The sequence below is a fragment of the Actinoplanes sp. NPDC020271 genome (assembly GCF_044388125.1).
Classification (GTDB): Bacteria; Actinomycetota; Actinomycetes; order Mycobacteriales; family Micromonosporaceae; genus Actinoplanes.
This window is the reverse complement of record NZ_JBIRWQ010000002.1, coordinates 53458-66350: the sequence shown is the minus strand read 5'-3', so window position 1 is coordinate 66350 and position 12893 is coordinate 53458. Positions and strand designations below refer to the sequence as shown.

General features: G+C 70.3%; 11 protein-coding genes. 3 read left to right on the top strand and 8 right to left on the bottom strand.

Annotated features, from left to right (window positions below; all coding sequences use genetic code 11):
* Positions 1–9: 9 nt before the first annotated feature.
* The 4 genes from yjfF to ACH442_RS04065 all read right to left on the bottom strand — a co-directional run bounded on the left by yjfF (position 10) and on the right by ACH442_RS04065 (position 4622).
* Positions 10–1035: a galactofuranose ABC transporter, permease protein YjfF gene (yjfF, locus tag ACH442_RS04080; protein ID WP_396121094.1), complete on the bottom strand. Its 1026-nt coding sequence runs from the start codon at positions 1033–1035 to the stop codon at positions 10–12.
* On the bottom strand, positions 1032–2051 hold the full coding sequence (locus ACH442_RS04075) for an ABC transporter permease (protein WP_396121093.1): 1020 nt from the start codon (positions 2049–2051) through the stop codon (positions 1032–1034). Before ACH442_RS04075 ends, yjfF begins: the two co-directional genes overlap by 4 nt.
* Positions 2048–3580: a sugar ABC transporter ATP-binding protein gene (locus ACH442_RS04070; protein ID WP_396121092.1), complete on the bottom strand. Its 1533-nt coding sequence runs from the start codon at positions 3578–3580 to the stop codon at positions 2048–2050. The genes ACH442_RS04075 and ACH442_RS04070 overlap by 4 nt, the downstream gene beginning before the upstream one ends.
* 67 nt (positions 3581–3647) lie before the next feature.
* Entirely contained in the window at positions 3648–4622 is a 975-nt protein-coding gene (locus tag ACH442_RS04065) for an ABC transporter substrate-binding protein (protein WP_396337070.1), read from the bottom strand.
* A gap of 343 nt (positions 4623–4965) precedes the next feature.
* Here ACH442_RS04065 and ACH442_RS04060 point away from each other — a divergent pair, with 343 nt between their 5' ends.
* Genes ACH442_RS04060 through ACH442_RS04050 form a run of 3 tightly spaced genes read left to right on the top strand, consistent with a single transcriptional unit; the run spans position 4966 to position 7219 of the window.
* On the top strand, positions 4966–5964 hold the full coding sequence (locus tag ACH442_RS04060) for a LacI family DNA-binding transcriptional regulator (protein ID WP_396121091.1): 999 nt from the start codon (positions 4966–4968) through the stop codon (positions 5962–5964).
* A gap of 22 nt (positions 5965–5986) precedes the next feature.
* Positions 5987–6466, top strand: coding sequence for a DUF3592 domain-containing protein (locus tag ACH442_RS04055; protein ID WP_396121090.1), 480 nt, complete (start codon positions 5987–5989; stop codon positions 6464–6466).
* Between the two features lie 60 nt (positions 6467–6526).
* A complete protein-coding gene (locus ACH442_RS04050; RefSeq protein ID WP_396121089.1) occupies positions 6527–7219 on the top strand; it encodes a hypothetical protein in 693 nt (230 codons plus the stop codon).
* Between the two features lie 991 nt (positions 7220–8210).
* Here the strand turns inward: ACH442_RS04050 and araD are convergent.
* The 4 genes from araD to ACH442_RS04030 form a co-directional block, all read right to left on the bottom strand.
* Entirely contained in the window at positions 8211–8927 is a 717-nt protein-coding gene (araD, locus tag ACH442_RS04045; RefSeq protein WP_396121088.1) for an L-ribulose-5-phosphate 4-epimerase AraD, read from the bottom strand.
* A gap of 109 nt (positions 8928–9036) precedes the next feature.
* Complete coding sequence (pstS, locus tag ACH442_RS04040) at positions 9037–10086, bottom strand: phosphate ABC transporter substrate-binding protein PstS (protein ID WP_396121087.1); 1050 nt, start codon at positions 10084–10086, stop codon at positions 9037–9039.
* Positions 10087–10096: 10 nt separating this feature from the next.
* Positions 10097–11437 carry a hypothetical protein gene (locus ACH442_RS04035; RefSeq protein ID WP_396121086.1) on the bottom strand — a complete coding sequence of 447 codons (1341 nt, stop codon included), beginning with the start codon at positions 11435–11437 and terminating at the stop codon, positions 10097–10099.
* Between the two features lie 259 nt (positions 11438–11696).
* The coding region (locus ACH442_RS04030; protein WP_396121085.1) for a DUF3320 domain-containing protein at positions 11697–12893 on the bottom strand (1197 nt) is incomplete at its 5' end.

Below are 12893 nucleotides of genomic sequence, written 5' to 3'. Positions count from 1 at the left end.
ACGACTCGGTCATCGCGCTCTCCGCGTGACCAGGCGTTGCAGGACGATGAAGCCGAACAGCAGGACGCCGACGACGATCCGGGTCCAGGCCGAGTTCAGGTCACCCTGGAAGTTGATGATCGTGCCGATCATGCCGTAGACCAGCACGCCCAGCAGGCTTCCGATGACGTATCCGGCGCCGCCGGTGAGCAGGACGCCACCGATGACGCAGGAGGCGATCGCGTCCAGCTCGGTACCGCTGCCCTGCAGCGCGTGCCCCGAGGTGGAGTTGATCGTGTAGAGCACCCCGCCGAGCGCGGCGCAGAACCCGCTGACGGTGTAGACGGCGATCCGGGTCCGGGCCACCGGCAGACCCATCAGCAGTGCGGAGTCGGCGCTGCCGCCGATCGCGTAGACGTTGCGGCCGAACCTGGTCCAGGCCAGGATCGCGGCCGCGATCAGCACCGCCGACAGGGCCACGATCGCGGTCGGCGTCGTCTTGGTGTGCGCGCCGAGCGGGATGCGCATGTCGGAGAGCGTCGTCCAGAGCTTGTCCCGGATCGGGATCGACTCCTGGTTGATGAAGAGCGCCAGCCCGCGGGCCAGGAACAGCCCGGCCAGGGTCGCGATGAACGGCTCCACCTTGAAGTAGTGGATCACCGCACCCATCCCGGCGCCGAGGAGCGCGCCGAGGAGCAGCACCAGCGGCAGCACCAGCAGCGGAGGCCAGCCGCCCTGCAGCAGGGTGGCGGTCAGCGTGGTGGTGAGCGAGATGACCGCGCCGACCGACAGGTCGATGCCGCCGGTGAGGATCACGAACGTCATGCCGACCGCGACGACCAGCAGCACCGCGTTGTCCCGGAACAGGTTGACGACGACGCTGGGCTGGTCGAAGTTGCGGTAGTTGGCGATGCCGGCGACGTACATGGCGACCAGCAGTGCCAGGGTGGCCAGGATCGGGATGTACTTGCCGTTCGGCCGGTAGACGCGGCGGCGCGGGTTGACCGCCGTGCCCTTCTCGTCCGCGGCCGGCGGCGTGGCGTCGATGGTCGTCATGCGGGCACCTCCGCCCGGACCGCGGGACGCGGCTTGAAGCGGCCGAAGACCTTCTCGCGGAAGATCGGGGACTGGGACAGACAGAGCACCACGACGACGACCGCCTTGAACAGCATCGTGGCCTTGGACGGCACGCCGATGCCGACCACGGTCACCTGCAACGTCTGGATCAGGACGGCGCCGAGCACGGTGCCGAGGATGGAGAACCGGCCGCCGATCAGCGCGGTGCCACCGATCACGACCGCCAGGATCGCGTCGAGTTCGATCAGGTTGCCGGCGTAGATGCTGTCCGCGCTCTTGATGTTGGCGCTGTAGATCAGGCCGGCGAGGCCGGCGAAGGCGCCCGACACGACGTACACCATGATCGTGATTCGTCTGGCCCGGATGCCGGCGAGACGGCTGGCACTCGGGCTGCCGCCGACCGATTCGAGCAGCAGGCCGAGCGCGGTCCGCCGGGTGAGCACGGTGATCAGCGCGACCGCCGCCATGGCGATCAGGAACGCGACCGGGAGGGTGAGGAAGAACCCGGTGGCGATCGTCGCGTACGGGCTGGACTGCACGTTGATGATCTGCCCGCCGGTGACCAGCTGGGCCAGCCCGCGCCCGGCCACCATCAGGATCAGGGTCGCGATGATCGGCTGGATGCCGACGACCGCGACCAGCGCGCCGTTCCACAGCCCGAGCGCGGCCGAGACGGCGATCGCGACCGCCATGATCAGCAGGACCGAGCCGACGGCGTTCTGGTTGCCCAGGTCCTTGATCAGCAGACAGGCCACCGCGCCGGAGATCGCCATGACCGAGCCGACCGACAGGTCGATGCCGCCGGTCGAGATGACGAGGGTCATGCCGAGCGAGACCAGGATCAGCGGCGCGCTGCCCCGGAGGATGTCGATCAAAGTCCCGAACAGGTGTCCGTCCTGCAGGGTCATGAACTGGTTGGACGTGAACACGTTGACGATCAGCAGCGCCAACAGGATGGCGGCCGGCCAGAACAGCCGGTTCTTGAGGATGGTCATGAGGTTGCTCCGCTGGCGATGGACTGCATGATGCGATCGGCGTCGACCCCGACGCTGTTGTCCAGCTCCTCGATGAGGCGACGGTCCCGCAGGACCGCGATCTTGTGGCTGAGCCGCAGGACCTCCTCCAGCTCGGCGCTGACGAAGAGCACCGCCATGCCGCCATCGGAGAGCTCGGCGACCAGCTTCTGGATCTCCGCCTTGGCGCCGACGTCGATGCCCCGGGTCGGCTCGTCGATGATGAGCAGCCGCGGCTCGGTGATCAGCCAGCGGGCCAGCAGCACCTTCTGCTGGTTGCCGCCGGACAGGTTGCGCACCGGGCGTTCCGGGTCGGCCGGCCGGATCTGCAGCGCCTTGATGTACTTGTCGACGATCTCGTCCTGCTTGCGGCGCGGGATCGGGCGGGTCCAGCCGCGGGCGGCCTGCAGCGCCAGGATGATGTTCTCCCGGACGCTGAGGTCGCCGATGATGCCCTCGGTGCGGCGGTTCTCCGAGGAGAAGGCGATCCCCCGCTTCATCGCCACCTGCGGGTCGCGCAGCGTCACCGGCTTGCCGTCGATGCTGATCTCACCCTGGTCGGCCTTGTCCGCGCCGAAGAGCAGGCGGGCCAGCTCCGTGCGGCCGGAGCCGAGCAGCCCGGCCAGGCCGACGACCTCACCCTGGTGGATGGTCAGGTCGAACGGGGCGATCGCTCCCGTCCGGCCGACCCCCTTGGCCTCCAGGATCGGCTCGGCCGCGGCAGACCTCGTACGGGAGGATTGGGCCTTGTCCTCGAGCCCCTCCAGCGTCGCCAGTTCCTTGCCGATCATCTTCTCGACGAGCTGGACCTGCGGCAGCTCGGCGGTCTTGTACTCGCCGATCAGCTGGCCGTTGCGCAGCACCGTGAGCCGGTCGGAGATCTCGTAGATCTGGTCGAGGAAGTGCGACACGAACAGGATCGCCACCCCGTCGGCCTTGAGCCGGCGCATCACCCGGAACAGCTGCTCCACCTCGGAGGCGTCCAGGCTGGACGTGGGCTCGTCGAGGATCACCACCCGGGCCGAGATGTCGACCGCGCGCGCGATCGCGACCATCTGCTGGATCGCGAGGGAGTACGTGCTCAGCGGCGCCGACACGTCGATGTCCAGGTCGAGCCGTTTCAGCAGCTCGGCCGCGCGCTTGCGCATCACGCCCCAGCGGATCTTGCCGAAGGTCCGCGGTTCACGGCCGATGAAGATGTTCTCCGCGACCGTGAGGTTGGTGCAGAGGTTGACCTCCTGGTAGACGGTGCTGATCCCGGCCTTCTGCGCGGCGAGCGGGCCGGCGATGCGGACCGGTTCGCCGCCGAGCCGGATGTCACCGCCGTCGATCTCGTAGACGCCGGTGAGTACCTTGATCAGGGTGGACTTCCCGGCACCGTTCTCGCCCATCAGGGCGTGCACCTCGCCGGGGAACAGACGGAAGTCGACGCCGTCCAGGGCGACGACGCCGGGGAAGACCTTGCGAATGCCGGTCATCTCGAGGACCGGGTTTGTGGCGGGTTCGCCCATGATGAACTCCGTTCCGCGGCCGTGCGGGCCACCCCGGTCGCCCGGAGTGGCCCGCACCTACCTCAACTCAGTACTTGCGAGTCGGCAGAGCGGCCTTGGCCTGCTCCTGGGTGAACGTGGTCTCCTCGGTCAGGATCCGCGGCTCGACCGTGTCACCGGCGTGGACCTTCTTGGCCAGGTCCATCAGCTGCGGGCCGAGGAGCGGGCTGCACTCCACGATGTAGTTGATCTTGCCCTCGGACAGGGCGGTCATGCCGTCCTTGACCGCGTCGACCGTGATGATCTTGATGTCGGTGCCGGGCTTCTTGCCGGCCGCCTCGATCGCCTCGATCGCACCGAGACCCATGTCGTCGTTGTGGGCGTAGAGCACGTCGATCTTCGGGGTGGACTGGAGGATGCTCTCCATCACCGTCTTGCCCTCGGCCCGGGTGAAGTTACCGGACTGCGACTTGACGACCTTGATGTTCGGGTTGGCCGTGATCGCCTCGTCGAAACCCTTCTTGCGGTCGATCGCGGGCGCGGCGCCGACGGTGCCCTCCAGCTCGACGACGTTGACCGGGTCGGTCTTGCCCTCGTACTGCTTGACCAGCCAGTCGCCGGCCTCCTTGCCCTCCTTGACGAAGTCGGAGCCGAGGAACGACTTGTAGAGCGACTTGTCCTGCGAGTCCACCGCCCGGTCGGTCAGGATCACCGGGATGTCGGCGTCCTTGGCCTCCTTGAGCACGGCGTCCCAGCCCGAGGTGACCACCGGCGAGAACGCGATGACGTCGACCTTCTGGGTGATGAAGCTGCGGATCGCCTCGATCTGCTTCTCCTGCTTGCCCTGGGCGTCGGAGAACTTCAGCTCGTAACCGGCGGCCGCGGCCGCCTCCTGGATCGACTTGGTGTTGGCGGTACGCCAACCGCTCTCCGCACCGACCTGGGAGAAGCCGAGGACGAGCTTGCCGTCGCCCCCGCTGCTACCCGAGCCGGCGTCGTCGCCCTTGTCGCCACAACCGGCGAGCGCGGACACGGCCAGCAGGCCCGTCAGCGCCGCCGCCATAAACTTCACGCGCACCCTAACCTCCAAGAAAACTTGTTACCGTTAACAAACTGACCAGCGGCAGGCATGTACCGACCTGCACCGGGGAGATCTCTAAGCCGCTGCGACCGGCGTCACAGCTTGCGTTTCGTGAGTGTTACCGTTCTCATCGTGCTCGTCAAGAGATCAGGATCGTTGTTTCCGGAAGATTGCAAGAACTCCGATGTCACGCGCGGCCACTACACGGTTACCTGGTAAACATCGTCCAATGCCGACCTCAGACTCCGCGCCGGACACCGAACCGGCTGCCCAGATGCTCTTTTCCACTCCCCGGCGCCGATCCGGCAAGGAGCGGGGAAGCGTCATGCGCGACGTCGCCAAACTGGCCGGGGTCAGCCACCAGACGGTCTCGCGAGTCATCAACGACCATCCCAATGTTCGGGCCGAGACCCGGGAACGGGTTCTCGCCGCGATGCGCTCGCTGAACTACCGGCGCAACCTCGCGGCCCGCACCCTGGCCACCCGCGAGTCCCGCACCCTCGGCATCATCGGATTCGAGACCACCCTCTTCGGACCCGAATCGATGCTCTACGGCATCGAGAGCGCGGCCCGCGCCGCCGGATACCTGGTCAGCGTCGCCACCGTGCGCGAGCTCGCCCACCGGCCGGTCCTCGAAGCGGTCGACCGCCTGGCCCAGCACGACGTGGACGGGATCATCGCGATCTCCCCCAAACCGGCGGTGACCACCGCGCTCACCCACGCCCCGACCGGCCTGCCCTGCGTAGCGGTCGGTGGCGCCGGCTCCGGAGCCGATCCCTTCCCGACGGTACGGATCGACAACGCCACCGGCGCCCGCCTCGCCACCCAGCACCTGCTCGACCTCGGGCACGCCACCGTGCACCACGCGGCCGGCCCACCCGACTGGCCCGAAGCCCAGGCCCGAGTCGACGGATGGCGCGAAACCCTCTACGCCGCCGGGGCGGTCGTCCCGCCCATCTCCCCCGGCTGGTGGGACGCGGCCGCCGGCTACGAACAGGGCCGCCGCCTCGCCGCCGACCCGGCCGTCACCGCGATCTTCTGCGCCAACGACCGGATCGCCCTCGGCGTGCTCCGGGCCCTGCACGAAGCCGGCCGGCGCGTCCCCCAGGACGTCAGCGTGATCGGTTTCGACGACATGCCCGACTCGGGATACTTCCTGCCGCCGCTGACCACCATGCACCAGGACTTCGGAGAACTCGGGCGGCGGGCGTTGTCGCTGCTCCTCAACCACATGTCGCAGGACGACGGGAACGCGCCGCCGCCCTCGCACGTCCTCGTCGTGCCGGAGGTGATCCTGCGGTCCAGCACCGCGCCGGCCCGTTGACAGGTCGGCTACATTGCCGCTCATGATCGATGGTGAGATGACGGTGTTCGCGCTGGTCGTGTCGGCTCTGGTGGTGCTCCTGCCCGCCGCCGCGGGCCTCGCGATGATCATTGGCGGTCTCCGGCACTGGAACCGCGTCCGCCGCCTCACCGGCACCGGCGAACACGCCGTCGCCACGGTCGTCGACAACCAGGTGCAGTCCGGGAGCAAAGGCTCGCTCTCCTTCCGGCCGGTCGTCACGTTCACCACCCTGACCGGACGCGAGGTGCGGACCGTGCTCACCGAGCAGATCAGCTTCCGGTCGCATCTCACCGGAACACAGCAAACGGTGGCCTTCGATCCGGAACAGCCGGACCGGGCGGTCGCCACCACCGGGCAGACCGGCGGGGCCGCGCGGGCCCTCGTCTTCGGATCGATCTTCCTGCTCTTCGCCGGGTTCGCGTTGTACCTGGTCAGCTCGATGCTGCTGCCGAACGGCAACCCCTTCGGCGGCATGCCGTAATTCACCCGCAACGGTGAATGAACCCGCACCCCGGTGCTCACTCCCGTTACAGTCCGAGGGGTGTTCGAGACAGGCCGACTCCGCCGCCGGCACCCCCGGCTCTCCGGAACCCTGCGCGTCCGCGACACCCTCGGCCACGACATCACGATCCCGTTGCGCGGCCGCGCCGCCGTCCTCACCACCGGCGGGACCGGCCTGACCGGCCACGGCGAGGTCTGGGCGGTCCACACCGACACCGATGCCACCACGACCAGCTTGATGATCAGTTACGGCCGCACGGCGGCTGCTCGGGATCGGGAGTCGGGCCTCTGCCCGGCCGGGGCCACGGTCACACTGGGCGGCGCCTCGTTCACCTGGCACTGCCCTGTTGCGGACCAGCCGGCCTCCGCCACGGACCCGGCAGCCTCCGCCACGGACCCGGCAGCCTCGGACGCGGGCCCGGCAGCCTCGGACGCGGGCCCGGCAGCCTCCGGCGCGGACCACTCGGCCTCCGCCGCGGCCGTCATCCCCCATCCCCGCGACCCGGGCCTCTCCGCCGGCTCCAGCTCCGATCCCGGCGGCGAGCCCCATCCCGGTCACGGTGGCACCGGCCCGGTCACGACCCGCTTCACCAGCAATAACGCGCCCTCGGCCAGTCGCGATCCCGCCCCGGCCCGGAACACTCGCCCGCCGCGACCCCGCTCGGCCACTTCCAACCTGCGCCAGCGGGTCAAAGACCTCGTCCGAGACCTCACGCACCCGTCGCGTCACTGATCAAAAAGCGTCAAACCCACGATCAAATGCTTCATGTCCCAACTCCGCTGTGGTCCTGCTCCGCCGCTCCCGCGGGGACCCTCGCGGGCCTCGCAGGGCCGCAGGCGGCCCAGAACGCGAGACCCGCGAGGGCGGCCTCCGTGGCGGGTCGAGCTCAGAGCAGCAAACCCGTCCTCGGCTCAGGTATGTGCGGCGCGCGCCCGCCCGCCGGAGTCCGCGACCGGGGCGGGTGGTCCCAGTGGGCGGCGCGCTCGCCCCTCCGGCTGGTTCTCACCGTTGTCATTCGTTCTGCGGCATAACAACGGTGAGAGCCGGCCGGGACGGGACCCGCGCTGCGGGCCGGTGCCCGAGCGAAGTTCGCGGCCGGTGAGGACGGTGCGGCAGCGGTGACCGGAGGCACGGTTGCCGGTCGGACCCGCGAGGGGTGGGGGCCGGTGACCGGAGGCACGGCTGCCGGTCGGACCCGCGAGGGGTGGGGGCCGGTGACCGGAGGCACGGCTGCCGGTCGGACCCGCGAGGTGGGCGGGTGTCACGGTCACGGCTGCCGCGCGGCCGGTGCGGCAGTCAACGGCGAGGGCGGCCCGTGGGCGCCGACCTGTTGAGGGTTCGCGGGGCGGCCGGGCTCACGGCGTACGGGGAAAGGGGTTGAAAGGTTTTTGCCGGCCCGGGCGATGCTCCCAGCTACGCCCGGGCCGGCGGGCCGCACGTCGTTCCGGCTACTCGACGGAGCCGGGGCGCAGCGGCCCGAGAGGGCCCGCCCCGGGGCGCATGCCGTACTGTTCGGCGCCGGTCGTTCGCTGCCGCGACGGCCGGCTACGGATGCACCCTGGGCGGGTCGACTTGGTGACGCGGGTCTGCCGTTCGGACCCGCGCCGCGTGCTCGACCCGGGTCAGGAGTTCACGACCCGGGTCGTTCGGGTGGCGCCGGGTCAGGACCCGGGCCGTGTCTCGGGGCCGGACAGTGTGCTGCTCGCTGTCCGGGTGAGGCTGGTCAGGACTTGGTGGCGCCGGGATTCCCGTAGTAGGCACCCGGGCCGTGCTTGCGTTTGAAGTGACGCTCCTGCAGGTGCTGCGGGGTGAACGCGTCCGGGTTCAGCGCCAGGGTCTTGATCGCCATCTCGGCCACCGCCTCGACGATGATCGCGTGCTCGACCGATTTCTTCGGGCTGACGCCCCAGGTGAACGGGCCGTGGTTGGCGACCAGCGCGCCCGGCATCCCGGCCGCGGCCTCGTCATCACCGATCAGCTCGATGATCACCTGGCCGGTGTTGAACTCGTAGTCGGTGGCGCACTCCTCGGGGGTGAGCCCGCGGGTCACCGGCACCGGGCCGTTGAACGTGTCCGCATGCGTCGTGCCGAGGACCGGAATGTCCCGGTTGGCCTGGGCGAACGCGACCGCGTTGGTGGAGTGCGTGTGGGTGATGCCGCCGATCGAGGGCCAGGCCAGGTAGAAGGCGCGGTGCGACTCGGTGTCGACCGAGGGACGCAGGTCACCGCCGAGCACCTTGCCGGTCTCCAGGTCGACCGGGACGAGCATGTCGGGCGTGAGATCGTCGTAGGAGACGCCGGACGGCTTGATCAGGAAGTAGCCGCCGTCGCGATCGACGCCGCTGACGTTGCCCCAGGTGAGCTGCGCGAGCCCGGCCTTCGGGATCACCTGGTTGGCCAGCCAGACATCCTGGCGCAGGGCCTCCGAGCCGATCGTCACGTCGCCATCCTCCATCCGAATGTTAGCGCTCACCATACTTGATCACCCGCCCCAGCGTAATGCTGGGAGTGGCGGGTTGTGAGCGCCAACACGAAGAAGCCGCGGCAGGTCACCGCAGGCTCGCGACCGCCGCGTGGACCCGCTCCCGCAGGGCGTCGGGCAGCGCCGCGTAACCCACCGTGCCGGCCGCCGCCTGACCCGCGGGACTCGCCGCGAACGACAGGAAGCCGCGCGCCACCGCTGACGCACCCGACGGGCAGACCACCTCGTAGGTCACCTGCACGAGCGGATAGGCACCACCGTACAAGTCGTCGTAATTCAGGTCGAGGCGCAGGTCGCCTCCGTCGGCCGGCCGTGCCGTGGCCACCGCCTCCGCCGCCGCGGCGTCGGTCGGTGCCACGAAACCGCCGCGCGAGTCCCCGACCAGCGCCGTGGTCAGCTCGCCGACCCGGGCGTAGGAGGCCTCGACGTAGCCGATCGCGCCGTCCGTCCGGGCGATCGCCGCGGCCAGCCGGTCACTGCCCTTGACCGCCACCCCGCCCGGCGCGGGCCAGGCACCGGCCGGCTCGTAGGGCCAGTCCGCCTTCGCCGTCCCGGCCAGGAAGCGGGTGAAGTTCGAGGTGGTGCCGGAGCTGTCGGCCCGGTGCACGGCCCGGATCGGTGTCGCCGGAAGCACGACACCCGGATTGTCCGCGGCGATCGCCTTGTCGTTCCAGGCGGTGGCCCGGCCGTTGAAGATCTTCGCGATCGTGGCCGGCGTCAGCCGCAGCTCACCGACCCCGGCAACGTTGTAGGCCAGCGCGATCGGGCCGATCACCAGCGGCAGGTGGATCGCCGGGGCACCACCGCAGCGTTTCGCGGCCGCCGACCGGTCCGCGTCGCCGAGCACGGCGTCGGTGCCGGCGAAGTCACCCGTGCCGGACAGGAACGACGTGACGCCGGCGCCGGAGCCGACGCTCGCATACGCCACGGCCGCGCCGGCGCAGGCGATCTGATACTGCTTGATCCACTCGTTGACCGCGTTGGCCTGCGCGGACGAGCCCTGCCCGGCCGCCGAACCGTCCGCGCACGCGACCGGGTCGGCCTTCCGCTCCGGCTCGGAGCAGGCGGTGACGGACAAGAGCGCGGCCATCGCGACGGCCGCCGTGACCTTCTTCATCGCGGACCTCTCAGCGGTATTCGGCCAGGCGGCGGCGCACGCCGATCGGAACCAGCAGGACGACCAGCCCGAGAACCACGATCGGGATGACCACCCAGCCGCGCAGCGTGCGTTCCGCGCCGCTCAGGGCACGATCAAAACCTTGCTTGCGTACGTCGGTGACAGCGCCCACCGCGGCGTCGAAGTAGGCGAAGTCGAATGCCGCGTCGCCGCGCCGGATGCCGGTCAGCGCCTCCACCGCGCCGTCCGAACGGCCCGCGTCGGCGAGCGCGACCACCTTCTCGTGATCGCGCTGATAGGCCTGCCAGCGCTGCAGCGCATCGGAGCCGGCCAGCTCGGCGATGCCCGGGCCGCACTTGTGGACAGCCACCGGGTTCGCCGCGGCCAGACAGTCGGACTTGGCGGTGAAGTCGTCCTTGTAGAACGCCAGGTTCGCACTGACCAGATAGCGGCTGGTGTCGGCGGCGGCGTCGTAGCCGACGGCGCGCAGCCGGGACAACGCGAGATACGGGTTGAGGTCGTCGGAGCGAGCGCTCGACATCCGGCCGGCCTGACTGCCGAGCACGATCATCGAGGCGAGGGTGAGCACCAGGCTCAGGGCCGTGGCGGCGAGCAACGCGGGATTCCACGAGCGGCGGAACCTCCGGGCCATCCAGATCTGCAGGAAGACCAGGAGGGTCAGGAGCGAGCCGCCGAAGAGGACGGCCAGGGTGTAGCCGGTGGCCTCGCCGGCGCGCTTGTCGGCGTAGGCCTGGTCGAGGCGGGCGGTGGCGGCGACCCGTAGTTGCTGGGCGGCCGGGAGCAGGCGCAGGTGCAGGATGTTCGTGGCCTGGGTGTAGTAGCCGAGGGCGTCGGCGGCGAGTTTGCCCGTGGCCTGCCCCCCGGCGGCCTCGGCCGCGGCCGTTGTCGTCCGGCCGACTCGCTGGTGGTAGGCGGTGAGGCCGTCCAGGAGATCGAGGGCGACGGACCGCTCCCCCTCACCTGCCGCGGTCGTCAGGAAACGCTGCAGGTCGGCGTCGATCTGACGAGAACGCGCCTGATACTGCCCCTGCGCGTCGACGCGGGTGCCGGCCAGCGCGTCCGCGTCGCCGGTCAACAGTAAGCGGGTGACCTGCGCGTCCATGTCGCTGAGCGTGAAGTAGAGGTCGGCCGCCGTGGCCGCCTGGGGCGCCGCCTCCCGGCCGATGATCCGGACCTGGTCCTGCACCCGGGCCATCACCAGGCTGGTCGCGATCAGCAGGGCGGTGGCCGCGAGGACCACCAGCGCCGACCACAGGCGGAGGCGGGCGGGTGTCTCGTTCCGGACCAGATCACGAACGGTGGTTCTGGTCGCTTCCATGACCGCTTGCACGCCGCCACGGTAATCCATTCCCGCTATTCGTCCAGCCGCGCGGGCAACTCTTTCAATCGTTAACCCGACGTTTCCCTGAATGTCATTCTCGCAGCTAGAAGCGGGGTTGAAGCGATTTGTTCACATCATTCCGATTAATTGTTCGCCTCTTTCTTGATCGGGCTTGACTCTGCCCCTGGGGCAGACCTCAGCCTTGCCTCAGCGACGAACCGGCCGCCCCGCTTCTCTGCGGGAACGGCCGGTCGGCGGGAGTGGATCGTCAGCGGTGGGAGGGGTGATGGGCGTGGCGGCGAGCGGTGTCGTGCCGCGGCAGCTGGATGGCGTCCGGCAGCCCGTGCGCGGCGGCCAGCCCGTTGGGCTGCTGCAGCAGGTGGCCCTCGGCGACCAGGTCGGCCAGCAGTCCGGTCAGACGCGCGTCGAGCTCGGTCGAGCGGCGCGACGACCAGCCGTAAAGCCGGGCGACCGCGGCGAGCAGATCCTCGATCGGCACGACACCACCGTCGATCACCAGGTTCTCGCACGCGATCACCAACTCCGCGTCGGCGACCTGGTCAGCCTTGCGAGCCACGCCGTCGGCGCGGTGCCGCACCAGCGGGATCGCCTGGTCCGGGTCACCGAGGAAAGTGCCGTCCCAGGCCACCCCCGCCTCCTCGATCGCGGCTTCGATCGCGGTGCGCGCGGGCCGGGTGATCCGGGCCAGGCCCCACTCCTCGCGCATCCGCTGCAGGGCGACGCTGATGTGCACCGGGCCCTCCACCTCGGCCAGGCGTCGCACGGCGGCGATCAGCTCCGGCCGCAACGCCGGGTCGGTGAGGGAGGCCGCCTGCGGCAACGGGTCCAGGGCGGCCCGGCGGTAAGGGTGGAGCCACTCGCCGGTGTGCGCCACCACCTCGATGGGCGCCTCGGCCGCCGGGGCGGCCAGGTCCCGACCGGCCGCCGGCTCCGGCTCACGGTGGGTCCAGCCGGGCGGCGCGGCCATCGTCTCCTCGAATTCGGCGACCGCGGCGGCCATGTCGGGCTGCCCCTCCATCTCCTCGTACCAGGTGTGACGCCCGGTCGGCCCGGAACGCACCGAGCGTTCGGCGACGGCGGCCGCGGCGTCGGCCAGCCCGGGGTGCAAGTTCGTGGCCCCGGTCAGCTCCGCGCGGATCTGCGTGATCGCGCCGAGGCGGTCGGCGGGTTCCGCGCTCTCGTCCAGCCCGGCGAGGAACTGGGCGGCGGCCGCGGCCAGTTCCTCGGTGCCGACACCGAAGCGGGCGGCGACCTCGGCCAGGTCCTCCTGGCTGGCGGCGGTCTCCTCCGCCGGGGTGGCCCCCTGGACGGCTTCGGGCTCGTCACGGCTCGCGGTGGGCCATTCGACGGCTTCGGGCTCGTCACGGCTCGCGGTGGGCCATTCGACGGCTTCGGGCTCGTCACGGCTCGCGGTGGGCCATTCGACGGCTTCGGGCTCGTCACG

Coding starts and splice junctions, on each gene's coding strand:
- ACH442_RS04070 (WP_396121092.1), bottom strand. CDS start 3,580: ATGGGCGAACCCGCCACAAACCCGGTCCTCGAGATGACCGGCATTCGC.
- ACH442_RS04065 (WP_396337070.1), bottom strand. CDS start 4,622: ATGGCGGCGGCGCTGACGGGCCTGCTGGCCGTGTCCGCGCTCGCCGGT.
- pstS (WP_396121087.1), bottom strand. CDS start 10,086: ATGAAGAAGGTCACGGCGGCCGTCGCGATGGCCGCGCTCTTGTCCGTC.
- ACH442_RS04055 (WP_396121090.1), top strand. CDS start 5,987: ATGATCGATGGTGAGATGACGGTGTTCGCGCTGGTCGTGTCGGCTCTG.
- ACH442_RS04060 (WP_396121091.1), top strand. CDS start 4,966: ATGCGCGACGTCGCCAAACTGGCCGGGGTCAGCCACCAGACGGTCTCG.
- yjfF (WP_396121094.1), bottom strand. CDS start 1,035: ATGACGACCATCGACGCCACGCCGCCGGCCGCGGACGAGAAGGGCACG.
- ACH442_RS04075 (WP_396121093.1), bottom strand. CDS start 2,051: ATGACCATCCTCAAGAACCGGCTGTTCTGGCCGGCCGCCATCCTGTTG.